Source organism: Phytohabitans kaempferiae (genome assembly GCF_042433955.1).
In the GTDB taxonomy this organism is placed as follows: domain Bacteria; phylum Actinomycetota; class Actinomycetes; order Mycobacteriales; family Micromonosporaceae; genus Phytohabitans; species Phytohabitans kaempferiae.
Genome location: NZ_JBHLUH010000009.1, coordinates 188,995 through 214,218 on the forward strand (window position 1 = coordinate 188,995; position 25,224 = coordinate 214,218).

At 72.1% G+C, this 25,224-nt stretch carries 24 protein-coding genes; 4 read left to right on the top strand and 20 right to left on the bottom strand.

Annotation, left to right across the window (positions count from 1 at the left end; all coding sequences use genetic code 11):
• Nucleotides 1-9: 9 nt before the first annotated feature.
• The 7 genes from ACFFIA_RS07635 to ACFFIA_RS07665 all read right to left on the bottom strand — a co-directional run bounded on the left by ACFFIA_RS07635 (nt 10) and on the right by ACFFIA_RS07665 (nt 7,294).
• Complete coding sequence (locus ACFFIA_RS07635; protein ID WP_377247606.1) at nt 10-1,584, bottom strand: ABC transporter substrate-binding protein; 1,575 nt, start codon at nt 1,582-1,584, stop codon at nt 10-12.
• 163 nt (nt 1,585-1,747) lie between these two features.
• Entirely contained in the window at nt 1,748-2,623 is an 876-nt protein-coding gene (locus ACFFIA_RS07640) for an alpha/beta fold hydrolase (RefSeq protein WP_377247609.1), read from the bottom strand.
• 13 nt (nt 2,624-2,636) lie between these two features.
• Nucleotides 2,637-3,437 carry an SDR family NAD(P)-dependent oxidoreductase gene (locus ACFFIA_RS07645; RefSeq protein ID WP_377247612.1) on the bottom strand — a complete coding sequence of 267 codons (801 nt, stop codon included), beginning with the start codon at nt 3,435-3,437 and terminating at the stop codon, nt 2,637-2,639.
• On the bottom strand, nt 3,434-4,276 hold the full coding sequence (locus tag ACFFIA_RS07650) for an NAD(P)-dependent oxidoreductase (RefSeq protein WP_377247615.1): 843 nt from the start codon (nt 4,274-4,276) through the stop codon (nt 3,434-3,436). The genes ACFFIA_RS07645 and ACFFIA_RS07650 overlap by 4 nt, the downstream gene beginning before the upstream one ends.
• Nucleotides 4,269-5,162: a polysaccharide deacetylase family protein gene (locus ACFFIA_RS07655; RefSeq protein ID WP_377247618.1), complete on the bottom strand. Its 894-nt coding sequence runs from the start codon at nt 5,160-5,162 to the stop codon at nt 4,269-4,271. Before ACFFIA_RS07655 ends, ACFFIA_RS07650 begins: the two co-directional genes overlap by 8 nt.
• A 41-nt stretch (nt 5,163-5,203) precedes the next feature.
• Entirely contained in the window at nt 5,204-6,070 is an 867-nt protein-coding gene (locus tag ACFFIA_RS07660) for a polysaccharide deacetylase family protein (RefSeq protein WP_377247621.1), read from the bottom strand.
• A gap of 549 nt (nt 6,071-6,619) precedes the next feature.
• Nucleotides 6,620-7,294 (bottom strand): hypothetical protein, encoded by a 675-nt coding sequence (locus ACFFIA_RS07665; RefSeq protein WP_377247624.1) that lies wholly within the window; start codon nt 7,292-7,294, stop codon nt 6,620-6,622.
• A 367-nt stretch (nt 7,295-7,661) separates the two neighbouring features.
• Between ACFFIA_RS07665 and ACFFIA_RS07670 the strand changes: the two genes are divergently transcribed.
• Nucleotides 7,662-9,080, top strand: a complete 1,419-nt coding sequence (locus ACFFIA_RS07670) for a glycoside hydrolase family 10 protein (protein ID WP_377247627.1) — start codon at nt 7,662-7,664, stop codon at nt 9,078-9,080.
• A 49-nt stretch (nt 9,081-9,129) separates the two neighbouring features.
• Here the strand turns inward: ACFFIA_RS07670 and ACFFIA_RS07675 are convergent, their stop codons facing one another.
• On the bottom strand, nt 9,130-10,563 hold the full coding sequence (locus ACFFIA_RS07675; RefSeq protein ID WP_377247630.1) for a coiled-coil domain-containing protein: 1,434 nt from the start codon (nt 10,561-10,563) through the stop codon (nt 9,130-9,132).
• Between the two features lie 399 nt (nt 10,564-10,962).
• Between ACFFIA_RS07675 and ACFFIA_RS07680 the strand changes: the two genes are divergently transcribed.
• The gene (locus ACFFIA_RS07680) at nt 10,963-11,502 is read left to right on the top strand and encodes an NUDIX hydrolase (RefSeq protein ID WP_377247633.1); all 540 of its coding nucleotides are present in this window, start codon (nt 10,963-10,965) and stop codon (nt 11,500-11,502) included.
• A gap of 152 nt (nt 11,503-11,654) precedes the next feature.
• On the opposite strand, the gene ACFFIA_RS07685 is transcribed toward ACFFIA_RS07680, so the two are convergent.
• Together ACFFIA_RS07685 and ACFFIA_RS07690 are read right to left on the bottom strand one after the other, a co-directional pair.
• Nucleotides 11,655-12,959 carry a class F sortase gene (locus ACFFIA_RS07685; RefSeq protein ID WP_377247636.1) on the bottom strand — a complete coding sequence of 435 codons (1,305 nt, stop codon included), beginning with the start codon at nt 12,957-12,959 and terminating at the stop codon, nt 11,655-11,657.
• A 9-nt stretch (nt 12,960-12,968) separates the two neighbouring features.
• Nucleotides 12,969-13,430: a hypothetical protein gene (locus ACFFIA_RS07690; RefSeq protein ID WP_377247639.1), complete on the bottom strand. Its 462-nt coding sequence runs from the start codon at nt 13,428-13,430 to the stop codon at nt 12,969-12,971.
• Between the two features lie 190 nt (nt 13,431-13,620).
• On the opposite strand from ACFFIA_RS07690, the gene ACFFIA_RS07695 reads away from it, so the two are divergent.
• A complete protein-coding gene (locus ACFFIA_RS07695) occupies nt 13,621-14,943 on the top strand; it encodes a cytochrome P450 (protein ID WP_377247642.1) in 1,323 nt (440 codons plus the stop codon).
• Nucleotides 14,944-15,132: 189 nt separating this feature from the next.
• Here the strand turns inward: ACFFIA_RS07695 and ACFFIA_RS07700 are convergent, their stop codons facing one another.
• The 9 genes from ACFFIA_RS07700 to ACFFIA_RS07740 form a co-directional block, all read right to left on the bottom strand.
• Complete coding sequence (locus tag ACFFIA_RS07700; RefSeq protein ID WP_377247645.1) at nt 15,133-15,978, bottom strand: DUF427 domain-containing protein; 846 nt, start codon at nt 15,976-15,978, stop codon at nt 15,133-15,135.
• Nucleotides 15,979-16,010: 32 nt separating this feature from the next.
• Nucleotides 16,011-17,549, bottom strand: coding sequence for a polyamine aminopropyltransferase (locus ACFFIA_RS07705; RefSeq protein WP_377247648.1), 1,539 nt, complete (start codon nt 17,547-17,549; stop codon nt 16,011-16,013).
• The gene (locus ACFFIA_RS07710; RefSeq protein ID WP_377247651.1) at nt 17,546-18,304 is read right to left on the bottom strand and encodes a hypothetical protein; all 759 of its coding nucleotides are present in this window, start codon (nt 18,302-18,304) and stop codon (nt 17,546-17,548) included. The genes ACFFIA_RS07705 and ACFFIA_RS07710 overlap by 4 nt, the downstream gene beginning before the upstream one ends.
• Nucleotides 18,304-18,723, bottom strand: a complete 420-nt coding sequence (locus tag ACFFIA_RS07715; RefSeq protein ID WP_377247653.1) for a DUF350 domain-containing protein — start codon at nt 18,721-18,723, stop codon at nt 18,304-18,306. The genes ACFFIA_RS07710 and ACFFIA_RS07715 overlap by 1 nt, the downstream gene beginning before the upstream one ends.
• Before the next feature lie 13 nt (nt 18,724-18,736).
• Nucleotides 18,737-19,162: a DUF4247 domain-containing protein gene (locus ACFFIA_RS07720; RefSeq protein ID WP_377247655.1), complete on the bottom strand. Its 426-nt coding sequence runs from the start codon at nt 19,160-19,162 to the stop codon at nt 18,737-18,739.
• Nucleotides 19,162-19,611 (bottom strand): DUF2617 family protein, encoded by a 450-nt coding sequence (locus ACFFIA_RS07725; protein WP_377247657.1) that lies wholly within the window; start codon nt 19,609-19,611, stop codon nt 19,162-19,164. The genes ACFFIA_RS07720 and ACFFIA_RS07725 overlap by 1 nt, the downstream gene beginning before the upstream one ends.
• A gap of 5 nt (nt 19,612-19,616) precedes the next feature.
• Entirely contained in the window at nt 19,617-20,246 is a 630-nt protein-coding gene (locus tag ACFFIA_RS07730) for a DUF4178 domain-containing protein (protein ID WP_377247660.1), read from the bottom strand.
• 138 nt (nt 20,247-20,384) lie between these two features.
• Entirely contained in the window at nt 20,385-21,725 is a 1,341-nt protein-coding gene (locus ACFFIA_RS07735) for an FAD-binding oxidoreductase (RefSeq protein ID WP_377247662.1), read from the bottom strand.
• 423 nt (nt 21,726-22,148) lie between these two features.
• The gene (locus ACFFIA_RS07740) at nt 22,149-23,726 is read right to left on the bottom strand and encodes a DHA2 family efflux MFS transporter permease subunit (protein WP_377247665.1); all 1,578 of its coding nucleotides are present in this window, start codon (nt 23,724-23,726) and stop codon (nt 22,149-22,151) included.
• A gap of 431 nt (nt 23,727-24,157) precedes the next feature.
• Between ACFFIA_RS07740 and ACFFIA_RS07745 the strand changes: the two genes are divergently transcribed.
• Complete coding sequence (locus ACFFIA_RS07745) at nt 24,158-24,982, top strand: siderophore-interacting protein (RefSeq protein WP_377247668.1); 825 nt, start codon at nt 24,158-24,160, stop codon at nt 24,980-24,982.
• A 7-nt stretch (nt 24,983-24,989) separates the two neighbouring features.
• Here the strand turns inward: ACFFIA_RS07745 and ACFFIA_RS07750 are convergent, their stop codons facing one another.
• Nucleotides 24,990-25,115 carry a hypothetical protein gene (locus ACFFIA_RS07750; RefSeq protein WP_377247671.1) on the bottom strand — a complete coding sequence of 42 codons (126 nt, stop codon included), beginning with the start codon at nt 25,113-25,115 and terminating at the stop codon, nt 24,990-24,992.
• Nucleotides 25,116-25,224 lie beyond the last annotated feature (109 nt).

Here is a 25,224-nt window from a genome sequence, read left to right on the forward strand (position 1 = left end):
GGGCACTCCCTAGTCGGTGACCCACACGTTCCAGAGGCGGACGGAGTCGAACGTGTCCGCCTCGAAGCCCTTCACCCGCTCGTTGGCGCCGTAGAGCGTCCCGCTGAGGTAGAGCGGCAGGATGACCGCGTCGTCCTTGAGCATCTTCTCCAGCTGGGCGAAGAGCGCCTTGCGCTTCTCCTGGTCGACCGTGCCGGTGGCCTCGTCGTAGATGCGGTCGTACTCGGGGTTGCAGTAGCCGTACCGCTTGCTGGCGTTGCAGTAGTACCGGATGTAGAAGACGTCCGGCGTGGTCATGAAGGCGCCGCCGGCCGAGTTCATCTGGTACTTGCCGCCGACGCCCCGGGACAGGAACGTGGCGTGCTCCAGCTTGTTCACCTTGACGTTGAGGCCGACCGCCTTGAGCTGCTGCTCGGCGACGACCGCGTTGGAGCCCTGGTACGCCGGGCCGCCGGCGATCAGCTCGATCGGCTCGTTGTTGTAGCCGGCCTCCCGGAGCAGCTGCTTCGCCTTCTCCGGGTCGTTGTCGTACGGCCAGTAGTCGTGCGCGCCGGGGACGAACCAGTGCACCTCCGGCGGCACGTACCCGCCGGTGACCCGGCCGTAGCCGAAGTTGGTGACGTCCAGGAACTTCTGGCGGTCCAGCGCGTACGTGATCGCCTGCCGCACCTTGAGGTTGTCGATCGGCGCCCCGGAGGCGAGGTTGAGCGAGAGCACCGTCCAGCTCGACCCGTCGCTCTTGAGCACGCTCACGTCGGGCAGGGCGTCCAGCCGCTCGGCCTCGGACGGCGCCACGCGGATGTCCACATCGAACTGTCCGGTCTCCAGGCCCGCGGCGGCCGCGCCGTCCTCGGGCACGACCTGAAACTCGACCCGCTCCAGCATCGCCTGGCGCCGCCCGGCGAGCCCGTCCGGCTCGGCGTCGATCGGCTTGTACTTCTCGAACGGCACGACCACCGCCCGCACCTCGGGCTCGAAGACCTCCACCTTGTACGGTCCGCTGCCGATCGGCTTGGTCGCCTGCGCGCCGCCGTCGGCCGAGCCCTTGGGGACGATGACGGCGCTGATCGGCGCGGCGAGGTCGTCCACGAGCGACGCCTTCGGCTCACCGAGCTTGATGGAGACGGTCAGCGGGTCGACCACGTCGACGCTCTTCACGTCGCCCAGCTCGTTGTCGAACTCGGCGTTGGCGTGGAAGTACTCCAGCGAGTACTTCACGTCGTCGGCCGTGATCGGCTGGTCGTTGTGGAAGAAGAGGCCATCACGGATCTTGAAGGTGAACTCGGTGGCGTTGTCGTTGACCGTCCAGGACTCGGCGATCAGCGGCTTCGGCTGCAACCGCGCGTCGACGGTGACCAGGCCCTCGAAGACCTGCCGGTAGAACTGCCAGCTCGACGTGTTGCTGTCGCTGAACGGGTCCGAGCTGCGCATGCCCGCGTACTGGCGGACCACGATGCTGCCCTTCGGCGGATCGCCCACCTGGGGGCGCGCGCTGTCGGTGCTGTTGGTGTCGCCGTCGTCTGACGAGCCGCACGCGGTCGCCACCAGGACCGCGGCGACCGCCACCGCGATGGTCCGGGGCACCGCGCCCGCTCGACGTAAGGAAAGCCTCATCTGTTCGCCCCTGAAGGATCAATGGACCATTGGACTAACCATAGTGTCGACATGTTTCGCCGCAAGAACAGCGGCCGGATGTAACCGGATCGTTGCCGACGATCGGCCGGACGGGCGGTGTCCGGCTGGCGGGTCAGGCGCCCACGCCGGCCAGCGCGCCCACGCGGCGGGCCAGGAACTCGCCGACCGTGCCGGCGATGTCGTCCGGCGCGTCCACGTGCATGTAGTGACTGGTCGGGAAGAACCGCACCTCGGCGCCGTCGATCCCCTCGCCGTACGCCAGCTTCTCCCCCTGCCGCCGCTCGTCGCTGGTCGAGGCGACCAGCAGCAGGGTCGGCGCGGTCACCTGGGGCAGGTACGGGCCGACCTCGTCGGAGTCGAGCCGCACCGCCCGCAGTTGGGCCAGCACCTCGCGGGGCAGCTTGCCGACCAGCTTGCCGCCCTCCTCGCGCAGGCCGAACCGCAGCCCGCGCAGCCGGTCCTCGGACCACACGGCCAGCGGATGCCCCCGCTTGGCGTTCTCCACCGCGTCCTCGAAGGTGTCGAACGGCCCGAGCCCGCGCCCGACCCGGTCGTAGAACGCGTCCGCCGCCTCCCGCGAGGGCCACACCATGCGGGCCGGGTCGACCAGCACCAGGCCGGCGACCCGGTCGGGGAAGCGCCCGGCGATGTACGCGCTCAGCCAGCCGCCCCGGGAGTGGCCGACCAGCGTCACCGGTCCGTCGGTCAGCTGCTCGTGTACCGCCAGCACGTCCTGCGCGCAGATGTCCGGGCTGTACCCGGTCGCCGGCCGCTCGCTGTCGCCGCAGCCGCGGTGGTCGAGCGCGACGACCCGGACCCGGTCACCGAACCGCTCGGCGAGGCGCTTGCCGAGGGGGTACCAGTTCCAGCAGTTCGAGCCGCACCCGTGCAGCAGCAGGACCAGGTGCGCGCCGTCGCCGCCGCGCCACTCGATGCCGTGCTGGCGGATGCCGTTCGCGTTGATGTGGATGTCGGTCGGTTCTGACACTGAAGAGCCCTTTCTAGAACACGCTGCGCGGCGTCGCCGTGTGCGCCGGTGCGGCCGCGTCGCCCGCGCCGGAGCCGCCGTCGACGTGCAGGATCTCGCCGGTGACCCAGCCGGACTCGGGCGCGGCGAGGAACGTGGCGGCCGCGACGACGTCCTCCGGCGCGCCCAGCCGGCCCAGCGGCAGGCTGCGCCGCACCGCCTCGCGGTAGTCGTCCGTGGAGACGTGGCCGGCGCGCGGCACCAGGCCGGGCGAGATCGCGTTGACCGTGATGCCGTACTCGCCCAGCTCCAGGGCGAGCACCTTGGTGAGCATGTTGACCGCCGCCTTGGCCGCCGAGTGCGAGACGCCGCCCTTGCGGGCCTTGCCCGCGGCGCCCGAGCTGAACAGGATGATCCGGCCGCCCTTGCCGGCCTCGGCCATCGCCCGCCCGGCCGCCTGCGCCACGTTGAAGCTGCCGGTGACCGTACTCTCCAGCTCCTGCCGGAACAGCTGCGCCGGCATCTCCAGCGAGTGCCCGAAGGAGCTGCGCCCGACGCTGCACACGACCACGTCGAGTCCACCATGGACACTCACGACGGTCTCGACCCAGCGCTGGCAGTCGGCGGGCTCCCGGACGTCGCCGGTGAGCGCCAGGACGTCTCCCGCCACCGCCTCGGCGGCCTTCGCGAGTGGCTCCGGGCGCAGATCGGTGAGGGCGAGCTTCACACCGCCCGCGTTCCAGGCCCGCGCGATCGCCAGCCCCATGTTCTCGCCCACGCCGGCGATCAGCGCGACCTTGCCGTCCAGGCGGAAGCCGGGGTACGCCACGCTCACCGCACCTCGTCCAGGACGGTGGCGTCGAAGCCGTCGAGCAGCGGCGCGAGCGCCCGGAACAGCGGCATCTGCACGCCCAGCTCCTCGGCCACCTCGATCGAGCGCTCGACGCCCCGCCGCGGATGGTTCGGATGGTGGTACGCCCAGTCGGTCAGCGCCCGGTTGGCCCCGCTGCCGGCGCCGATGAACGGGCGCAGCTTGTTGGGCTCGATCCCCAGCGCGCGGGCCAGCCGCAGCGCCTCGTAGTCGGCCCGCAGCGTGGCGAAGAGCAGCAGGTTGTTGACCATCTTCGCGACCTGTCCGGCGCCGACCGGGCCGACCAGGCAGACGTGCGTGGCGAACGCGGCCAGCGCCGGGCGGCAGGCGTCCAGCACCGCCTCGGCGCCGCCACACATCAGCGTCAGGCCGCCGGTGCGCGCGCCGTGCTCACCGCCGACGAGGGCCGCGTCGATCAGGTGTACGCCGCGCGCCTCCGCCAGCGGCGCCAGCTCCTGGCAGGTGTCCGGCCGGATCGACGCGCTCACCGCGACGACGCTGCCCGGCCGGGCCGCGGCGAGGATCCCCTCCGCGCCTTCGAGCACCTGCCGGACCTGCGCGTCGTCGACCACCACGACGAGGATCAGGTCGCTGGCCGCGGCGACCTCGCCGGCGCTCTCCACAGCCCGGGCGCCCGCCTCGGCGGCCGCCGACCGGGCGTCCGCGCCGACGTCGGTGGCGACCACGCGCCAGCCGTCGCGCAGCAGCCAGCCGCCGATCTCGCGGCCCATCTTGCCCCAGCCCACGATGCCGACCACCGAGCCGTCCCGGGTCAGCGGCGCGGGCGCCGCCGGCTCAGGCATCGACCGTTTCCCGGTGCGCGGCGGCCGACGCCAGGACCGCGTCGGCGACCTCGTCGCTGGTCGAGATCCAGACGCCCTCCCGGCCCTGGACGTGGTCGATCAGCTTGGCCAGGGCGTCGCTGCGGCCGGGCCGCCCGCTGATGAACGGATGCAGCGAGTACGGCACGTACACCGGGCCGTCGACCGACTCAGCGTGCAGCGTGTCGAAGGTGGTGCGCCAGATCTCGAACGCCACCTCGGGGTCGCCGCCGAAGCCGGTGCGCCCGTACGTGCGCATGTCGCCGAAGGGCTGCCGGACCACCTCCACGCCGGTCCGGTCGCCCATCGTCAGCAGGTACGGCAGGTCGGTGACGAACGAGTTGCTGTTGTACTTGAGCCCCTCCTCCAGCACCAGCTCGGGCGTGTGCGGGCTCTGGTGGCACGAGCGCCAGCCGGTGACCGGCGCGCCGGTGAGCTGCCGCAGGATGCCCAGCGTCGCCTGGAAGATCTCCCGTTCCTGCTCCTTGGGCATGTTCGTCACCACCTCGTGGTGGTAGCCGTGCCCGGCGATCTCGTGCCCGTCGGCCGCGATGGCGAGCACCGTGTCGGGGTAGTGCTCGGCGATCGCGCCACAGATCGTGAACGTCGCCTTGACCTCGCGCTCGCGCAGGACCCGCAGGACCCGGGCGATGCCCTTGGTGCGGCCGTACTCCTGCTCGGTGTAGGTCTCGTAGTCGACCCGCCCGTTCGGCCCCGGCTTGGCGGCCTCGTTGCCCTGGTAGTTGAAGACGATGTTGACCGCCGTGCGGTACGACCCCGGCCAGGCGATCTGGTCGTCGATGAAGCGTTCCTCCACCGCGGAGCCGCTGTCGGTCCGCTGGCGGCATACGGCGCAGTCGTGTTGCATCGTGGACACCTTCCGGTCTGGTGGCTAGTCGAGTCTGGTGGCTAGTCGAGGACTCGCTGGAAGTGGGCGGCGGCGTCGCGGCGCCGGCAGATCCACACGTTCGGATGGCGGCGGGCGTACTCCACGCACTCGCGGAGCGCGGAGACGCCGAACGGCCGGCCGTAGTAGGTGGGGTGCAGCGTGACCGAGACGATCCGGGGCTGGTCGGTCACCTCGCTGCGGACCTGGTCGAAGCCGCGCTGGAAGATCTCCACGAAGACGCTGGGCGGCGCGCCGAAGCGGCGGAAGAGCACCGCGTCGTTCACCTCGTCCATGCGGGGCATCGCGATGAGCTTGCGGTCGCCGTCGCGGCCGACCACGACGGGCACGTCGGAGTGGCGGAAGTCCTTGCAGTACCGGTAGCCCTCGCGCAGCAGGCTGCTCACCGTGTGGTCGCCACGCTGCCCGCCCTGGCTGGACCAGCCGACCGGGCGCACGCCGGTGAGCTTCTCCAGGATCGCGGTGCAGCGGCGCACCTCGGCCAGGTCCTGCTCCTCGTCCAGCAGGAACATCCGCTGCGACTGGGAGTAGCCGTGGCCGACCAGCTCGTGCCCGGACCTGACCAACTGGTTGGCGAGGTCGGGGTAGAGCTCGACCGCGCGGGCGCTGGTGGAGAGCGAGACCTTCACGTCCAGCTCGTCGAAGACGCGGGCCAGCCGGGGCAGGCCGGTGGTGGCGCCGTACTCGTACCACGACACCGAGGTCCAGTCGGTCTTGCCGAGCCGCTTGGCCTCCTCCGGAAACTCCGGGGTCATCGCCATCTTGGTCATCGGCAGGCCGTCCCACGCCTCGAAGGCCACGCCGATGGTGAGGATGACCTCGGTCCCCGGCGGCATCTCCACGTCGATCGACGAATCCACGTCCGGCATGCGACCCCCTGTTAGTTGGAATAATGATTAGACCATTATGGGTCGAGGTTGGCCATCAGCCGGACGGCCCACCAGCCCAGACACCCGCTGACCAGGGATCGTACACGGACTAAGGTCCTAATGTCAGTCCAATAGCCCAGATATGTGCCCACGCCTCAGGGACGGCGGGGACGGTTCGGCGGCTCTGCGGCGTCGACCGCTCCCCGTGTTGTCGCCACGGACGCAAGATGTCAGCGACGGCGCGGGCGCCCCGCCCTCGGCCGGACGGTCAGTCGATCGCACGGTAGGTGACCATGGCCGTGCCGGAGTCGACGGTACGCGGCGCGTGAAAGCAATGTCGGGGACTTTGCCGCCTCGTCCGTAGCGGGAAGCGGCAAAGACAGGGAAATTGTCGGGATCATGGTGGTGTGCTCGCTTCGGCCTGCCCGCGCGAGGTGCTTCTCTCGCCTCCGGCCTTCCCTGTCACTACCCCCGCACCGCAGACCGCGATCAAGACGACTTAGGGCGCCACCGACGCCACAACTCGTCTTGTCTATTGTGGAATGTCCGCTATGGGGCTGCCGGGAGGCGGATCACGGCGGCGTCGACCCACTCGTGCAGATTGTCCTTGCCCACCAGGTAGCGCGTGCTCTGGTCACCGTCGGTCATGACGGCGAGCACGCGCCAGCCGCCCTCGTCGGCGCCGGCCTTGGCGGTGTGCTCGGCGACGACGCCGGGCAGGAAGGCGACCAGGTGGCCGTCCGGCCGGGCGGCCCGCCCGGCGCCGCTGTCGGCGCTGGCCTGCCGCGCCGCGCGTACGAACGCCTCGGCGACGCTGGCCCGCGCCCGCACGGTCTCGGTCGCCACCGCGGCCCGCCCGCGCACGTCGGAGGCGAGCAGGTAGGCGATGCCGAGGATCGCGGCGGCGGTGACGATCGCGCCGACCCAGAGCGCCACCTGCTGGTTGTCCGGATTGGACGACCACCATCCGCGCACCGCCGCCCAAGCGGCCACCACCGCGCCGCTCAGCCCCGCCGCCCACCACTTGCTCGCCGCGGTCGCGCCGGCCTCGATGAGGGCGACGCTCTCCGGCGGGCCGGAGAAGGCCGAGGAGAAACCGCGCGCCTGGCTCAGCTCCTGCTCGGTGGGGAGCAGCTTGATGGCGCGGAGCAGGGCGGTCGACGGGCCGGCGATGTCGTCGCCGGAGACGGCCTCGGACGGTACCCGCACCTCGTTGGCGGTCATGGGACACACCCTTCGGGGGAGAAAGCCACAGTGGAACGACCGGCAACCGATCATGCGGGAAGGCGGACCCGGGAGACAACCGCGGAAGCGTCGGCTATCCGTCACCTCGGGTCGCGACCCGCCAGGAAGGGGATCGCCGAGCATTGATCCATCGTAGGACTTGGATTTACCGGAAATCTTTCGTAACCTGAGCTGCATCTGGGCCTCGGCCCGGACAGTCGTGCGGATCGAGCACCACGGGCCTGGCGGAGTGGCACCCCGGCCGATGTCGCCGTACCTGTCGCGAGCCAACGCGCGGGACGGTCCCACCTGGTCGCGTGGCCACATGCCATCGCGGCACCCCACCCCACGTGCGAAAGAGGCAGTGATGACAAAGCAGAATCGGCGGCGGAGGGCGAGAATCGCCGCCACCTGGTCGGCTCTCCTGACCGGTGTGGCCGCCGTTGCCGCGATCACGACGGTGATGGCGGGCACCGCCACCGCCGCCACCACGCTCGGCGCGTCCGCCGCCGAGCGGGGCGGTCGCTACTTCGGTGCCGCCGTCGCGGCCAACAAGCTGAGCGACAACGTCTACACGACGATCCTCAACCGTGAGTTCAACTCGGTCACGCCCGAGAACGAAATGAAGATCGACGCGACCGAGCCCAACCAGAACCAGTTCAACTACACCAACGCGGACCGGATCGTGCAGCACGCCCGCTCCCGCGGCATGGCCGTGCGCGGCCACACGCTGGCCTGGCACTCACAGCAGCCCGGCTGGATGCAGAACATGTCCGGCACCGCCCTGCGCAACGCGATGCTCAACCACGTGACCCAGGTCGCGACCCACTACCGTGGACAGATCCACTCCTGGGACGTGGTGAACGAGGCATTCGCCGACGGCTCCAGCGGCGCCCGCCGCGACTCCAACCTGCAGCGCACCGGCAACGACTGGATCGAGGCCGCCTTCCGCGCCGCACGGGCCGCCGACCCCAACGCCAAGCTCTGCTACAACGACTACAACACCGACGACTGGACACACGCCAAGACCCAGGCCGTCTACCGCATGGTCCAGGACTTCAAACAGCGCGGCGTCCCGATCGACTGCGTCGGCCTCCAGTCCCACCTGAACAACCAGTCGCCGTACCCGAGCAACTACCGCACCACGCTCTCCAGCTTCGCGGCCCTCGGTGTCGACGTGCAGATCACCGAGCTGGACATCGAGAACGCGAACGCCACGTGGTACCGCAACGTGGTCAACGACTGCCTCGCCGTCTCGCGCTGCACCGGCATCACGGTGTGGGGCATCCGTGACTCGGACTCGTGGCGGGCCAGCCAGAACCCGCTGCTGTTCGACGGCAACGGCAACAAGAAGGCGGCGTACGACGCGGTGCTCCAGGCACTGAACAACGGCGTCACCCCGACCACCCCGCCCACCAGCAACCCGCCCACGAGCAACCCGCCGACCAGCAACCCGCCCACCACGCCCCCGGTGACCACCCCGCCGCCGGGCGGCGGTGGCTGCACCGCGACGGTGTCGCTCAACTCCTGGACCGGCGGGTTCGTCGCGACGGTACGGGTCACCGCCGGATCGTCGGGCACCAACGGCTGGACCGTGAGGATGACGCTGCCATCCGGTGCCACCGTGACCAATGCCTGGAACACGCAGCGCAGCGGCAACACCGGCGCGATCAACTTCACCAACGTCAGCTACAACGGCCGCATCGCCGCCGGGCAGTCGACCGAGTTCGGCTTCCAGGGCACCGGTGTCGGTACGGGCATGACGCCGACCTGTTCCGCCACCTAGCCGGGCGACGCCCCGGGCTGGCTGGTCCGGCCCGGGGCGACCCGAACGGCTACTCGGCCATCCGGGGTCCGGGCTGCACCGGTACGACGTTGCCGCCCTCCGGATGGCCGTTGGCGTATCCGGGCTCGGCGTGGCCGTTGCCGTAGAGCCCTGGCTCGGCGTGGCCGTTGCCCGGCTCCGGTTGGCCGTTGCGCGGGCCCGGCTCGAAGAGGCTCCGGGCGGGCACAGGCTCCGGGGCGGAGGCGGGCTCCGGCACCTGCGCGGGCTCGGGCGCCGGGACCGCCTCGGCCGCCGGTGCCGGCTGCTGCCTCGGCGCCACCTGCGGGAACTCCCCCGTCGCCACGTTGCTCGCGGCGGCCGCCATCACCGCGGCGGCGGCCAGGTCGGCGACCCGCTTCGCCTCCCGCTGCACGCGGGCGCGCACCTCCTTGGCGTGGCGCTCGGCCGAGTCGGCCGAGCCGCGCGCCTCCTCCAGCCGCTCGAGCTGGGCGGCCAGATCCTGCCGGACGACCCCCAACTGCTGGAGCAGCTCGGCCAACTCGCGCTCGGCGACGTCGCCGTCGTGGCGCACGCGGGTGAGCTGCTCCTGCCCGGCCTCCAGCTCACTCTGCATCTGGGCCAGCGCCTGCCGGCGCATCTGGATCTCCTGCTGCACGAGCTGGAGCTGCTGCTGGTGGCTGGCCTGCTGCTCGTCGGCCCGGCGCCGGATGTCGGCCGCGTGCTGCTGCGCCTCGGCCAGCAGCGTGGCGGCGCTCTGCTCGGCCTGCGAACGCTCGTCGGCCATCTTCGCCTGGGCGGCGGTCATCTGCTCGGCCAGGTCGCGCTCGGCGGTCGTACGCCGCTCGCCGATCTCCCGCTCCACAGTGGCCTGCCACTGGTTGAGCTCCTGGCGCGTGTGCGCGCGGGCCGCCTCGGTCTCCTGCTGGGCCTGCGTGCGGCCCGCCTCCAGCATCGCCTCGACGTCGGCGCGTGCCTGCTCGGCCCGCTGGGCGCTCTCCTCGTCGACCCGCTTGGCCGCCTGCACGCTGCGCTCGTGCGCGGCCTCGCCGTCGGCCCGGATCCGCTCGGCCATCTCGCGCGCGTCGGCCAGCGCCCGCTCCGCCTGCGCCTCCAGGTCGGCGCCCCGCTCGGCGGCGGCCTTGACCAGCGCCTCGCCCTGCCGCTGGGAGAGCGTGATGATCTGGTCGACCATCGGGCCCAGGTCGCTGAACGACGCCTTGTCGATCTGCGGCGGCCGCTCGCGCAGCTCGGTCAGCTCGGTGTGCAGCTCGGTCAGCTCGGCCCGTTGCTGTTGCAGCTGGTTGGCGAGGTCGCGGACCTGGGCCACCGCCTGCCCCCGCTCCGCCGCGAGCGCGGTGCGCTCGCTCTCGGACTGGGCGACGTAGCGGTCGACCTGGCTCTTGTCGTAACCGCGGAGCGTGATCTGGAACCGCTGGGACGCCGCCCCATCGGTCGCCGCGACCGCCTCACCACGCTGGGACATGCGTATCCTCCAACCGGACCGACAGCAGCCGGGGCCGCCGTCGGATGGGGTGGCGGCCCGCCGCCCGCAAACGCTACCGTCACCGCGCCGCGAGCCATAGTGGGGAGTCGGCCACGATCACGCTCCGATCGCCCGCCGTGATCACCTCATCGACCCGGCAGGTCGGGCCGACGTGGTACAGACCCCCGTGTTAGCCTGCGTCATTCTGTAATGGATCCGACTCACCGCGCGCAGGCGCCTGTGCCTGCTCTGTGCACAGAGGACCATCACCTGGGCTCGACCTCCACGCCGAGCTGGCCGAGGCGCCACTCACCTGAGCCGCCCCGCGGCCGAAGCTCCCGGCGCGGCCGGCGAAGCCGGGGGGCGGCCGTAGTGCGGCCCGCCCTCGACCTCGAGCCGATGGAGTCCCGTGCGGGAGGCCAGCGTTGGCTCGTCTCCTGGCATCCGCCCGAGGTCGAGCCGGCCGGCCGGCCACACGGTGCGGCCGGCGCCTGCGTGGCCGGTGACCGGCTCGTACTGATCAGCCACGACGGTACGCACTGGGGCTTTCCCGCCGGGCGGCCGGACGGGGACGAGAGCGCCGAGGAGACCCTGCGCCGCGAGGTGTGGGAGGAGGCGTGCGCCCGCGTGGAGACCGCGCGGCTGCTCGGCCACGCCCGCAGCGAGTGCGTGGCCGGGCACGAGGCGGGGCTGGTGCTGGTCCGCTCGTACTGGCGGGCGGAGGTCGAGGTGCTGCCGTGGCGCCCGCGCTTCGAGATCGCCCACCGCCGCCTCGTCCCGGCCGCCGAGGCCGCCGGCCACGTCCGCGATCCGGACCCGGTGGGTACGCGGATCGCCCAGCGCGCCCTGCTGGAAGCCGCCCTCGCCGCCCCGCCGGACGAGGATGACACTCCCCCCGGGCGACCGGGGGCACGCGGAGCGCCTGCCCACGACTCGTGAGCCCCGCATGGCTACCGCGGCGAACGGTGACGACGGGCCCGGTCCCGCACCGGGCCCGTCCAGCCTTACGGTCGTCCCGCCGCCATAATCACGCATCGTGGCCGAGTAGCCACGTCATGACACGCGGCCACCGTTGTCTCCACTTTCGGGACTCACGAGCCACGGGACCGCACCAGCGCGGCGAAGACGACGACGTTGTCCGCGTACCCGGTGGTGCCGCCGACCCACCGCCCGCCGCACGTGATGAGGCGCAGGCCGGGGCGACTGAAGTCGCCGAACACCTCGTCGGCCGGCAGGTGCTGGCGGTCGAAGCGCTTGACCGAGTTGACCTCGAAGACGGCGACGGTGCCGTCCTCGCGCGTCACCTCCACACGGTTGCCGGGGCGCAGGCGGGAGAGCTTGTTGAAGACCGATGGACCTTCGCCGTTGTCCACGTGGCCGACGATGACGGCGGGGCCGTACTCGCCGGGAGTCGGACTCTGGTTGTACCAGCCGGCCTCGTCGAACCGGTCTCCGGTCGGCACCGCGATCGCGCCGTTGGGCTCGGTGCCCACGCCGTGCACCTCGGCACTGATGCGGACGGCTTTGGCCCGGATGTTGACCGGCGGGCTCCGCTCCAGCACCGGAAAGTCGCGCGGCGGCGGCCAGAATCGGGCGGCGGGGCCGTCTGGCAGGACATCCACGCCGGTGACGCGTTCGAAGCCGAAACCGGTGACGGTCAACAGCATCAGCGCGATGATCGTCGCCATCACCGTGCGCAGTCCCCAGTCCGGCCCGCCCACTCTCCGGGCGGCCCGGGACAGCGGTCCCCCCAGGCCAGCGGCCACGTAGTGCGCGTACCCCGCCGGGACCGCGTCCTCAGGCGCGGGGTCGTCGTGGGGCACCGCCGCGTCCGGCGCCGGCTCGACGCCGTGCGTCTCCCTGTCGGACACCTCGCCCCGCGCGGGCGCCAACTCCTTCCCGGGGGCCGGCTCCGCGTCCGGCGCGGCAGCCGCCTCGCCATCCGGCGAGGGCTCGCCACCGGTCTCGGCGTTCGGGTCGACGGCGTGCCGCGGGGCGGGGCCGATGCCCGGGCGGTCGGGCGGCGCGCCGTCCTCCTCCGGTGCGGCGTGTCTCGGGCCGGCCCCCGCCGGGCGGCCCGGGACGAGACCCGCGGCGGAGGGACTGGCGGTGGCCCCGGCGTAGAGCGAGCCTGGCGAGGTCGGTCGTTCCGTCGGCTCCGGCGTGCCGGCGGCGGGCGGGCTGTCCGGAGTCTCGGCCCGCTGGGCAGCCGGTCCGGGCAAGCCCCGGGGCCCCTCGGCCCGTACCTCCTGGTTCTCGGGTGATTTGGGCAGGGCCTTGGGCTTGGCCGCGGGCGCCGAGGTGACGCTTGCTTTCGCGATTTCCGCGGCCATGCCCGCGGCGGCGCCGAAGATCCTCTCCAGGCTCGGCCACGGCCCGTCTTCGTGGTCCGGCATGTGCGTGGCTCAGCTGCTCGAACCGGTGCCTCGCCGGTGCCGCACCAGCAGCGCCACGCTGGCGCCCACCGCCACCGCACCCAGGCCGCCGGTCAGGACGAGCGGGTCGATCGTGCCGCCTGCCGTGCCGCCACCGCCGGTGGCGGGACCGCGCGTGGCCTTGCTCATGTTGACGACGGTCAGCGTGGTGCTCGCGGTGCTGTTGTCGCGGCAGGTGAGGATGACGTCGAAGGTGCCCGGCGGCTTGCGGTCGGGCACGGTGGCGGTGCCGACGAGCAGGCCGTTCTCCGGGCGGAGTTCGGCTCGCCCGAAGGCATCCGAGCGGACGCTCGCCCCCCGGTTGTTGCCGTTGCAGTTGGCCCGGATGTCCACCTGGTCACCGGCTTGTACGGTGCTCGGCGTGACCTCCACGAACACCTCGGCGCCGCGCTCGGCGGCCGGCATTGGCGTGGCGGTCGTCGCTGCTGCCATGGGCTGAGGCTCCGACCCGGCCGCGGAGGCGGCGCCGGCCAGCGTAGGCGTGCCGGCGAGCGCCAGGGCCGTGAGCCCGACGAAGATCGCATGAACGGCGTACCTATAGCTCATCGCAGTCGGTTTCCCGGCCACCCCGGGCACAAACGGCGGCAGCGCCGACCGACAATCTTCGATACGATGCCGCGACATGGCGACACCTGTGGTGACAGGGCTTCCGATCGTTGGCAGCGCGCTGGGCATGGCCAAAGATCCCGCGCGTTTTTTCGTCAAGTGCTATCGCGAGCACGGGCCAGTGTTTCGCGTGCGACTGATGGGCAAGACGTACACGGTCATCGCCGGCACCGACGCCGCCAATTTTCTCAACACGCGCGAGGGTCGGGAGTGCTTACGGTCAAAAGAGTTCTGGCAGGGACTCGTCGACGAGTACGGCGCCACGCGCACCATTTCCGGCGAAGACGGCGAGTCGCACAAGGAGCTGCGCGACATGATGCGCCGCGGCTACTCGCGTGAGGCCGTCAAGGGCCGTCACGACGAGCTGGTCGCCATCACCGACCGCTCGATCGAGCGCGACTGGCGGGTCGGCGAGCGGGTCCCGGTGGTGCGCGCGATGCAGTACCTCGTCACCGACCAGCTCGGCTCCATCCTCACCGGCATCGCCCCGATGGAGTACGTGCCGGACATCCGCCTCACCACCCTCTACATCCTCAACGTGCTCGTCACCCGCCAGCGTCCCAAGGTGCTGCTCCGCGACCCGCGGTACAAGCGCGCCAAGGCCCGCGTCTTCGAGCTGGGCGAGCGGATGATCGCCGACTACCACGCGGCCGGCCAGCGCCCCGACAACCTGGTCCGCGACATCATGGACGCCCACGTGACCAACCCCCGCGCGATGCCCGCCGACGACCTGGTGCTCAGCCTCACCGGGCCGTACGTGGCGGGGCTCGACACGGTGGCCAACACGGTCGCCGCATTCGTGTACGCGGTGCTCAAGCACCCACACGTGCTGGCCCGCGTGCGGGCCGAGGCGGACGCGCTCTTCGGCGGCGGCAGCCTCGACGACGAGGCGCTGAAGAAGATCCCGGCCATCCGCGGCGCGCTGATGGAGACGATGCGCCTGTATCCGATCGCGGTGGCCCAGATGCGCACCGCGACCCGCGACTTCACTTTCGCCGGCCATCTCATCAAAGCGGGCGAGACGCTCTACATCGGCACGAGCGTGCCGCACTTCATGGACGAGTACTTTCCGGAGCCGGAGACCTTCGACATCGACCGGTACGAAAAGCCGCGCGCGGAGCACATGGGCTCGGGCGTCTACTCGCCGTACGGGCGGGGACAGCACACCTGCCTGGGCAAGAGCCTCGCGGACGTGCAGATGATGCTCTCGATGGCACGCCTCTTCCACAAGCTGGACCTGGCGCTCGACCCGCCCGGCTACACGCTGGTGACGAAGACCGCGCCGACTCCGGGACCGTCGATGCGCTTCAAGGTGCGGGTCAAGGGGTACCGCAACTAGGGCGTGTCTGGTGGATCTTTGCGGGGCTGCGGCGGGCCCAGACGGCGCCCGGCGGCACCGGACGAAAGGCCACATACAACACCGGTATGCGACCTTCCGCCCGGCACCACCGGACCGCCGCCTGGACCTCGCCTCGCACCCACAAGATCCACCAGACACGCCCTAGGGCGACGGGGCGGTCGACGCCGCCTAGGCTTCGCTCTCGAACGACTTGTAGCGCCACCAGTCCGGGTCGGCCCACGGGCCGTCGGGGCGGTGCTCGCGGATCCCGTCGACGTCCATGTCGACGCGTTCGTTGAAGAAGGAGACCCGGTCCTTGACCCGCGCGGCGTCCTGGCGGGGAGCCTCGTACGTCCAGGCGATGTTGACGTGCGGCGTGTCGCCCACCGTCGCCGACCAGTAGCGGGCCTCGCCCTTGTACGCGCACCGCGAGCGGTAGTCGCTGGGCTCCAACTCGATCCGCACGTCCGCGCGTGGGAAGTACCACCTCGGCACCAGCCCGGTCTCGTAGATGACCACGGCCCGCTCGGACTCGGCGAGGGTCACGCCGTCAAGGCTGGCCCGCACGCGGCGGGAGGAGGGCAGGGCGTCCACGCGGTGGTACGGGTCGCGGATGTGGGCGATCGCCTCCTGGTCCTCCTCGTACCAGCGGTCCAACGCCCGCCAGTACAGCGCGACGTGCCCGGCGATCCGCGCGGCCTCGCGGGGCGGGGACGGGTACGCCAGCGCGGCCCGCTCCACCATCCGGTCGCCGAGCCGCAGGTCCCACACGTCGCTGTCGCCAAGCGTCTCAGAGGGCGGGCCGGCGACGGTGGAGGGTACGAGCAGGTCCATCCGCACGTCTTCGCGAGGGTAGAAGCACCGGGGCAGCCGCCCGGGCTCGTGCACGAGCTGCCCGCGGGCGCTGTCGACGACCGTCTCACCGTCGAGGATGCCCCGCATCCGCCGGGGGTACGGGTCGATCAGCACCATCCCGGGCGCGAACACGCCCGCCGGCGCGTGGCCGAACGGGCCGCTTCCCATCGTCAGTGACACGGCTTCAGCGTGGCACGGCGCCGGCCGCCCGCTCAGTAGTTTCGCCACTCCTGTCGGGCGTACTCCAGTACCCGGGGATGGAGGAGCGTGGAGGGCTCCACCGCGAGCCGCCCGCGGTCCGGCGGGAAGACGGCGGCCGCGCGGAGCACGTCGGAGTCGAGGAAGCGCAGCGGTGGCGCGTCCCCGGGGACCGCCGGCGTGGGACCGGTGGACGCGGCCCCCGCCAGCAGGAAGCCCCAGTCGCCGAAGGAGGGGACGTCCACGTGGTACGGCGTCGTGGCGAAGCCGGCCTCCCGCATCGACGCCTCGATGCACCAGAACGAGCGGGGGGCGAAGTACGGCGAGCCGGCCTGCACGACCATCTGGGCGCCGGGCGCGAGCACGTTGCGCAACAGCGTGTAGAACTCGACCGAGTACAGCTTCGCGGTCGCCGTCTCGTCCGGGTCGGGCAGGTCGACGATCACCGCGTCGAAGCGGGCCGGCGCGGTGCGGAGCCAGCCGAAGGCGTCGGCGTTGACCACGCGTACGCGCGGGTCGTCGAAGGCGCCCCCGTTGAGCGCGCGCAGCTCGGGCCAGGAGCGGGCCAGCGCGATCACCGCCGGGTCCAGCTCGACCACGGTCACCGAGTCGACGTCGGCGTAGCGCAGCGCCTCCCGTACGGCCAGCCCGTCGCCGGCGCCGAGCACGAGCAGGTCGCCGCGGTGCCCGGCGAGCACGGGGTGGACCAGCGCCTCGTGGTAGCGGTACTCGTCGACCGAGCTGAACTGGAGGTCGCCGTTGAGGTAGAGGCGCAGGTCGCGGTCGCCGCCGGCGAGGGGCGGGGTGGCGCGGGTGAGCACGATCTCCTGGTACCGGCTCCGCTCGGCGTGCACGATCGGGTCGCGGTAGAGCTGCTGGCGGGCGGTCACCTCGAAGTCGTGCGCGACGACGTAGGCGTACCCGAGGAGGAGACCCACCGCGACGGCGCCGCCGCCGAGCCCGGCGCGCGCCCGGCGGCTCAGGTCACGCCGGAAGAGCGTGAAGACCAGGGCGGTGCCGGCGACCGCGTTGACCGCGCCCACCACCAGCGCGCCGCGGAGCTGGCCGAAGGCCGGGAGCAGCAGGAACGGGAAGGCGAGCCCGCCGAGCAGCGCGCCTATGTAGTCGGCGGCGAAGAGGTCGGCGACCGCGCTGCCGGCCGCCTGCTCGCGGATCCGCTGGAGCAGCACCATGAGCAGCGGGATCTCCGCGCCGATGAGGGCGCCGAGCACGAACGCGGTGGCGACCAGCGCCGGGGCGTACAGGTCGAGCCAGGCGAACGCGGCGTAGAGCGTGAGCACCGAGACGCCGCCGAGCAGGGCGAGCGCCAGCTCGATCACCGCGAACGAGACGGCGGCGCGGCTCTGCAGCGGCTTGGCGGCGAGCGCGCCGATGCCCATCGCGAAGACCATGACACCGAGCACGATCGACGCCTGGCCGGCGGTGTCGCCGATCAGGTAGCTGCCGAGCGTGACCAGCGCCAGCTCGTACACGAGGCCGCAGGCCGCGCAGACGAAGACGGCGGCCAGTACGGCGCTGCGGGCGAACCTCATTTCCGGGGCGCCGCCCGCACCGGTGGCGGTGTGGCCCGGGGCCGCCGGGCGCGCGTCCGCTCGTGCTTGTGCTCGAACCAGCCGATCCCGATCGCCAGCACGCCCAGCGCGAGCAGCGCGGCGGCGCCGGCGATGTACGTCCAGCGGTCGCGCCAGAAGTCGCTGCCGGCGTCGGGAGCCGGGCCGGGGGCGGTGGCGCCGGAGGTGGCCACCGGCACCGCCGGGACCGCGCCCCGCTCGGCCACCAGCAGCGGCAGCGCGAGGGCGGCCTGGCACACCGCCCAGTCCGGCTCGTCGACGAACGCGCTGTTGTCGAGCCCGAAGCGCGCCAACTGGCTGACCGTCGGCGCGGTCACACCGGACGACGCGATGGTCACCGTGGCGGAGTCCGGGGACTCACTGCTGGAGCTTGTCCACCGCACGTTGGCCCGGACCTCGACCCACCTCGGGCACCGGACCGGGTCGCTGTCGACGGCGACGGTGGCGCCGAGGTTGGAACCCACGTTGGCGCCGCCGGTGCCCCACGAGTAGCCGGTGCCGAGCCGCCAGCCGTAGCAGACGCCCTGGGCCTCGCTGGCCCGCGCGAGCTGGGCGACCGTCGCCGCGTTCATCTCGCCGGTCGGCACCGGTACGACGGTGGCGTTGTCGAAGCTCGGCGGGCGGAAGATGAGCCAGGCCGCCACCACGAGCACCACGACACCGAGAAGGCCCAGCACCTTGAGCCGCGTCGCGATGCGCTTGGCGGCCGTGCTCATCAGCTGATCGCGGCGGCGATGATGCCGCCGGTGGCAAGGTGCACCATGGCGGAGACCCACACCGCCGGATGCGGCTCGGGGTCGACCAGGATCTCGCCGAGCTTCCCGGGCGACGCCATGTCGAGCAGCAGGAACGCCGCCGCCATGATGAGCAGCCCGAGCAGGCCGTACGCGCCGGCGCCGATGATGCCCTTGACGAAGTCGTCGTCGCTGGAGACGATCGCCGCGACCACGATGATGCCGACGCCGGCCAGGTTGGACGTGAGCAGCAGCGCGGCGTTGCGGTTGCGGTCGACCCAGATCAGCTCGCGCAGCCGTCCCGGCGTGGCGATGTCGACCAGCACGTAGCCGACCGCCATCAACACCACGCCGACCGCGCCGTACGCGAGGGTGACCAGCAGATCGGTGACCAGGTCCATCGGTGCGTGCCTCCTATTTGCCGGCGCCGGGGCCGCCACCGCGGATGGTGCCGCCGCGGCCGCCCCATCCCCAGTAGTTGCCGACGGTGCCGTGATAACGGGGATAGGCGGTGGTCATCTTCTCGACGAGGATCAGCGAGCCCACCGCGGCGAGCGGAAGGATGACCACCGAGTCGTCGTCGTAGCGCAGGTAGACCCCGCTGGCGTCGACGTACCGGTCGGCCGGCGTCCACACGCCGCTGATCTGGTCGGCGACCTCGCTCGGCGCCTTCGCCGAGGTGTACGCCAGCGCGTCGGTGCCGATGTCGCGCGCCGCCGCCCGGCTGTAGTTGTCGGCCACGTAGCCGCGCGGCGAGAAGCTCCCGGTGAAGACGCCCACGGCCGCGACGATCGCGCCGACCACGGCGAGCCCGATACCTACGACGAACCATCTGCGCATCAGCGGTCTCCCAGCCACGTGCGGGTGGTCACCAGCTCACCGGTCTGCGGGTACGCGTGCCAGGTGCGCCATCCCCCGTCGACGGCGCGCAGCGCGGTCACCGCGTCCGGGTCTCCGGGGAAGACCCCGACGAGCGCCCTCGGGTCGTCGGCCAGCTCCCGCCACAGTGGAGCCGCCTCCAGTGCCTCCACAGTGGAGGTGAACGCGTAGCCCTGGTCGTCCACTGTGGACGGGAGGTGGGCGTCGTGGCCGGGCAGGCAGGCGACCGTCTCCACGAGCCGCGTGCCGTCCGCCGCCGTCCAGACCACCTGGTGCGAGGCGCCGAGCAGGCGCAGCTCCAGACCGGGCAGGCGCAGCACGTGCAGCGCGGGCAGCTCGGGCAGGCCGAGCGCGAAGCTCAGGTCGCCGGCCGTCGTGTCGGCGTACGGCGTGTCGAGGCGCACAAGCAACGTGCTCAGCCCGCCTGCGGATAGATGAGCACCTCGGCGCGGTGCAGCTTCTCGCCGCGCCCGACCTCCCACTTGCCGCTGTCGCCGAACGACTCGAACGACAGCAGTGCCCCGTCCGGCGCCTCGTAGTCTTCGTAGCGCACCGTGCCGGTCGGGTTGAGCCCGGTCGTGCCGGTGGCCGTGTACCGCGCGCGCCCGCCCTCGTCACGCGCGTAGCGCCGCCCGTCGAAGTCGACCGTCGGCGCGCCCGGCGTCACGGTCGCGCTCGGCACCTCGTGCCAGAGCGCCAGCTCCAGGTCGGGGTCCTCCTCGACGGAGAGCCACACCTTGCCGCCGGCCGCGTCGTCGAGCAGGTGCTCGGCCCAGGTCCAGTCGCCCTCGGCGAAGGCGAGCGAGCCGCGCACCGCGTACGACTTCGTGCGGATCTCCACGATGTCGCCGGGCTTGAGGGCGCGGGGGTCGCCGCGGAGCGCGTCGGTGTCGCCGGTCTGGAACGGATCGACCGGCGCGGCCGCCGGCGGTGGCGCCTCCCGCTGCCGCTTCGCCCGGTTGAGCGCGACCACCGCGATCACCACGCCGGCGACAGCCACGAGGCAACCGAGCCCCACCACAAGGAACGCCGCGTCACCCGTCACGCCCTGCTCTCCCCCCAACGACCTCGTTGGCCGCCGAGATTAGCAAGACGGATCAAGCCAACCGCAGGTGGTGCGGCAGGCGTCGCGGGGCGTGTCAAGCCATGCGCGGATGGTGACAGTCCACTGTGGGTGAGCGGGTCAGAATGGCAGCGGTGTCGCGGTGAAGACGCCGTGCGGGTCGTAGTGGGCCTTCACGCCCTTCAGGCGCGCGGCGTTGTCGCCGTAGGCGTGCGCGATCTGGTCACGGTCGCCGGGGGCCAGCAGACTGGGGTATCCGCCGGGAAGCGCGACCCCCGACAGCGCCGACCACACCTCCTCCGTCCACGCCCGGTGGGGCGCCGCCGGGTCGTCCGGCTCCCACACCGCGCCGATCTCCACCATGAGGTGGTCGCGGCGGTTGCCGAAGGCGGTGGCGTCATCGGGTACGCGCGCGGCGGCGCCGTGGAAGTGGTGCACCACCACCCCGGAGAGCGGCGACGTGCGCGCCTCCCCCGCCGCGACCAGCGCCTCGATCGCCCCGGCGGTGTACCCCGGCAGGCTGCGGGTCCGCATCTCGTGGTGCCGCCCGCCGGCCGCGTACGGCTCGAAGCGGGCGAGCAGGTCGTGGTACGTGACCGGGCTCCGCTCCGCCACCACCGGCGCGCCCAGCCCCAGCACCTCGTCGAGCACCGGGCCGCCCGCCGCCTCGTCACCGCACCAGGTGGGCGAGAGGAAGACGGCCGGCCCACCGTCGGGGCCGGAGATCACCCCGCTCGGGACGGTCAGCTCGTCGGGGGCGGTGGCCAGCAGGTCGCCCAGCCGCGCGAGCACCGCCGCCGCGCCCGGCCAGGCGTGCAGCGCGAAGCCGGTCACCAGCCGGGGCACGGGGTGCAGACGGACGCGGAGCGCGGTGACCACGCCGAAGTTGCCGCCCCCGCCGCGGAGCGCCCAGAAGAGGTCGGGCTCGGCGGTGGCGTCGGCGGTGACGATCCGCCCGTCGGCGAGTACGACCGTGGCGCCGAGCAGGTTGTCGGCCGCCAGTCCGAGCCGCCCGACCAGCGGCCCGTATCCGCCGCCGAGCGTCAGCCCCGCCATGCCGACGCCACCGACCGTGCCGCCCACCGCCAGCAGCCCGTGCGGCGCGGCGGCCGCGATCACGTCACGTACGGTCGCGCCACCCTCCACTGTGGCGACCCGCGCGCCGGCGTCCACTGTGACCTCCCGCAGGCCGCCGAGGTCGACGACCAGCCCGCCGTCGTTGAGCGCCCGGCCGGCCCAGTCGTGCCCGCCGCCCTTCACCGAGAGCGCCAGCCCGTGCTCCCGCGCGACGAGCACCGCGGTGCGCACCTGCGCCGCGCTCGCCGGGCGCACGACCACCGCCGGCCGGCGCCGGACCGCGTCGTTCCAGACCCGGCTGGCCCGCTGGTACTCCGGCCCGGACACCAGCACGCGGTCGACGCCGAGCCGCTCCGCCAGCTCCCGCGCCGCCCCGATGCTCATCGACGCCCCTCCGCTCCGCCGGCTCCTCCGCCTCGCGGAGCGTACGCCACCTTCCACGACCCCGAGGGAAGCGAGACCTCGCGCGGCGGCGACCGTTCCCTACCTGACCCCAGGGCGTGAGCCGGTCAGGTTGCCGGTCACCTCCGCGTGGGAGGGACGCAGGCCGGTGGTCGCGGCCATGAGCAGCGACAATTCGGACGAAACCTGCGGCTGACACCATGATCACCGCTGCACAGCCCATGATCACCGCCTGGCGGGCGGCCGGGCGGGGGGCGGGCGGGGGCGCGGCCGCCAGGTGCTCCCCCTTGCGGGCGGGCCTTGCGGGTGTGGAGCGCGGAGGGTGCTGGGCGCGAAAAAACTTCCGGCCTCCTCCGGCGACAGCGCATCGGAGGAGGCCGGAAGCTCGGTCAGGCCGCCCGGGTCCTAGTGGATGATCGTGGCGGGGCGCTTGGGGAGGTCGCCCGTCGGGTCTTCCAGCAGGCGCGACACCTCGCGCTTGCGGGGCAGGAGCGCGATCGGGATGAAGGTCAGCAGCACCAGCGCGAAGCCGACCCAGAAGGTCGTGGCGAACGAGTCCGCCACGAAGGCGAGACCGCGCTGGATGATCGACGGGTCCACCGGGATCTGGGCGCCCTGCTGGTGGGCGATGGCCACGCCGGCCTCGGTGAGCGGCTCGCCGGTGCGCGGGTCGTCGACGCCCGGGATCGGCGCCGACCCGTTGAGCCGGCTGGTGAGGATCACCGACATCACGGCGGCGCCGACGGAACTGCCGATCTGCTGGAGGATGTTGACCAGGGTCGAGCCGCGCGCCGTGTCGTGGGCGGTCAGCGTCCGCAGCGCCGAGGTCATGATCGGCATCATCGTGCCGCCCATGCCGAGGCCCATCACGAACAGCGAGCCGCACAGCAGCAGGTACGACGTGTCGGTGCCGACCTGCGTGAAGGTGAAGAAGCCGGCGGCGATGAGCGCCATGGCGAACGGCACGGTGCGGCCGACCGGGATCTTGTCGGCCAGCATGCCCGCGATCGGCATGGTCAGCATCGCGCCGATGCCCTGTGGCGCCATCAGCAGACCGGCGTGGAGCGTGGACTCACCGCGCACCTGCAGGAAGTAGCTCGGGAACAGCAGGCCCGCGCCCATGAACGCGATGACGAACACGAAGAGTGACACCGACGCGATCGTCAGGTTGCGGTTGCGGAAGAGTCGGAGGTCGAGCAGCGGATGGCGGGGCCGGAAGGAGTACAGCACGAAGCCGATCACCAGCACGCCGCCGACCAGCATCGTCGCCCAGACCCGGGCGGCCGTGATGGTGCCGGTCTCGGGCAGCGACGAGACGCCGAAGAGGAAGAGCGCGAGACCCGGCGAGAGCATCAGCATGCCGATGAAGTCGAACGACTCGGACGGCTCGGCCGCGTCCTTCGGCAGGGCGAACTGGGCGTACGCGAGCGCGATGATGCCGATCGGCAGGTTGATCAGGAAGATCCAGTGCCAGCTCGCCGCCTCGATGAGCCAGCCGCCGAGGATCGGGCCGCCGATCGGGCCGAGCAGCATCGGGATACCGAGTACCGCCATCAGCCGGCCGATCCGCTCGGGCCCGGCCGCACGCGTCATGATCGTCATGCCGAGCGGCATGAGCATGCCACCGCCCAGGCCCTGCACGACCCGGTACGCGATGAGCTGGCCGATCGTGTCAGCCGTGGCACAGAGTACGGAGCCGAGCGTGAAGAGGAGCAGGGCCAGCATGTACAGCCGTTTGGTGCCGAACCGGTCGGCGGCCCAGCCGCTGAGCGGGATCACCGTGGCCAGGGCGAGCGTGTAGCCCGTCATGGTCCAGGCGACCTGGGCATAGGTGGCGTCGAACTCGGATTGGAATGTCGGCAACGCGACGCTCACGACGGTGACGTCGAGGATCGACATGATCGCGCCCAGCACGACGACGCCGGCGACTTTCAGTACGTTCGCGTCGAGCTTGTCGGGCACTGCTGCGGCTTGATGGGTCACGTAACTCTCCAGGTCAGGCGGCCGGTAGGCCAGTGTCGACGCAGGGTGGGACGACTACGTTGGGTCGCGCCACTGGGCGGCCCCCGTATCCACCGGCCGCCAGTCTTCCGGATCGATGATCACACGGCGTACTCGTTTCGCCCGCCAAACCCCGAGCAGACGTGTCCTTGCTCACGCGTCGAATTTTCGGCGTCCTCCCCCCGCCGGCCCGGAAACCGCCGCTCCGATCTCCCGATCCGTCACATCTCGGACATCGCGCCGGTGCGCGACCGCGGCCCGCCCGGACGCCGAGATCCTCGCCCGCACCGGGGAGAGGAAACCTGGTGGGCCACAGTGGACCGAGGAACGACCATGTGGCACGTGTGGTGGATCCAACACCCGACTAGGATTGCCTAACCTAATGGCACGGGCGAGCGACGCGAAGGACGGCCATGTCTAAACCTCGGCGGCAGGCTCCCAGTCAGTACGTACTCGCGGTGGAGGCGACCGAGTGGTTGACGCCGCACCTGGTGCGCGTGATCGCCGCGGGCGACTCGCTGGCCGGGTTCGCCGACAACGGGCACACCGACGCGTACGTGAAGCTGCTCTTCGTCGACCCCGAGGTGGGCGGCGAGCCGCCGTACGACCTCGCCGCGCTGCGCGCCACCCTCCCGCCCGAGCGGCAGCCGGTGGTGCGCACGTACACGGTGCGGTGGGTCGACCGCAGCGCCGGGCGGCTGGCCATCGACTTCGTGACCCACGGTGACACCGGCGTCGCCGCGGTGTGGGCCGCGCGGGCCGTGCCCGGTGACCGGCTGGTCGTCTCCGGTCCGGGAGGCGCGTACACACCGGATCCGGATGCCTGGCACCTGCTCGCCGGCGACCTCTCCGCGCTGCCGGCCATCGCCGCGGCGCTGGAGGCCCTGCCGGGGCGCGCGTCCGGCGTGGCGTACCTGGAGGTGGGCGACCAGGCCGACATCCTCGACCTGAAGTGCCCCGAGCAGGTCACGGCGCACTGGCTGATCAACCCCGACCCGGCCGACACCGCGTTCCTGGCCCGGGCGGTCGACGGCGGGCAGTGGCCGGCGGCCGGCGCGGCGGGGCCGGTGCAGGTCTTCGCGCACGGCGAGCGCGAGTCGATCAAGGCGATCCGCAAGGTGCTGCACGAGCGCGGCATCCCGCGGGAGCGGATCTCGATCTCCGGCTACTGGGCCCGCGGCCGCACCGAGGACGTGTTCCAGGCCGAGAAGCGCGAGCCCATCGGCCGCATCGACTGAGCCTCGGTCAGCGGTGCTTGCTGACCCGCACGAAGTGCCGATCGCCGTCGACGGTGAGCCGCGGCTTGCCGTACGTGTTGACCAGCAGGTGGTGCGCCACTTCGAGGTCGGTCGTCTCGAACCGGGTCGCCACGGGTCACCTCCGGGGGAATACGGGTCACCTCCGGGGGAATACGGGTCACCTCCGGGGGAATACGGGTCACCTCCGGGGGAATACGGGTCACCTCCGGGGGAATACGGGT

Excerpts from the sequence above, each read along its gene's own strand:
- ACFFIA_RS07650 (WP_377247615.1), bottom strand. The coding sequence starts at position 4,276 with ATGCCTGAGCCGGCGGCGCCCGCGCCGCTGACCCGGGACGGCTCGGTG.
- ACFFIA_RS07655 (WP_377247618.1), bottom strand. The coding sequence starts at position 5,162 with ATGCAACACGACTGCGCCGTATGCCGCCAGCGGACCGACAGCGGCTCC.
- ACFFIA_RS07660 (WP_377247621.1), bottom strand. The coding sequence starts at position 6,070 with ATGCCGGACGTGGATTCGTCGATCGACGTGGAGATGCCGCCGGGGACC.
- ACFFIA_RS07665 (WP_377247624.1), bottom strand. The coding sequence starts at position 7,294 with ATGACCGCCAACGAGGTGCGGGTACCGTCCGAGGCCGTCTCCGGCGAC.
- ACFFIA_RS07670 (WP_377247627.1), top strand. The coding sequence starts at position 7,662 with ATGACAAAGCAGAATCGGCGGCGGAGGGCGAGAATCGCCGCCACCTGG.
- ACFFIA_RS07675 (WP_377247630.1), bottom strand. The coding sequence starts at position 10,563 with ATGTCCCAGCGTGGTGAGGCGGTCGCGGCGACCGATGGGGCGGCGTCC.
- ACFFIA_RS07680 (WP_377247633.1), top strand. The coding sequence starts at position 10,963 with ATGGAGTCCCGTGCGGGAGGCCAGCGTTGGCTCGTCTCCTGGCATCCG.
- ACFFIA_RS07685 (WP_377247636.1), bottom strand. The coding sequence starts at position 12,959 with ATGCCGGACCACGAAGACGGGCCGTGGCCGAGCCTGGAGAGGATCTTC.
- ACFFIA_RS07690 (WP_377247639.1), bottom strand. The coding sequence starts at position 13,430 with ATGGCAGCAGCGACGACCGCCACGCCAATGCCGGCCGCCGAGCGCGGC.
- ACFFIA_RS07695 (WP_377247642.1), top strand. The coding sequence starts at position 13,621 with ATGGCGACACCTGTGGTGACAGGGCTTCCGATCGTTGGCAGCGCGCTG.
- ACFFIA_RS07705 (WP_377247648.1), bottom strand. The coding sequence starts at position 17,549 with ATGAGGTTCGCCCGCAGCGCCGTACTGGCCGCCGTCTTCGTCTGCGCG.
- ACFFIA_RS07710 (WP_377247651.1), bottom strand. The coding sequence starts at position 18,304 with ATGAGCACGGCCGCCAAGCGCATCGCGACGCGGCTCAAGGTGCTGGGC.
- ACFFIA_RS07715 (WP_377247653.1), bottom strand. The coding sequence starts at position 18,723 with ATGGACCTGGTCACCGATCTGCTGGTCACCCTCGCGTACGGCGCGGTC.
- ACFFIA_RS07720 (WP_377247655.1), bottom strand. The coding sequence starts at position 19,162 with ATGCGCAGATGGTTCGTCGTAGGTATCGGGCTCGCCGTGGTCGGCGCG.
- ACFFIA_RS07735 (WP_377247662.1), bottom strand. The coding sequence starts at position 21,725 with ATGAGCATCGGGGCGGCGCGGGAGCTGGCGGAGCGGCTCGGCGTCGAC.
- ACFFIA_RS07745 (WP_377247668.1), top strand. The coding sequence starts at position 24,158 with ATGTCTAAACCTCGGCGGCAGGCTCCCAGTCAGTACGTACTCGCGGTG.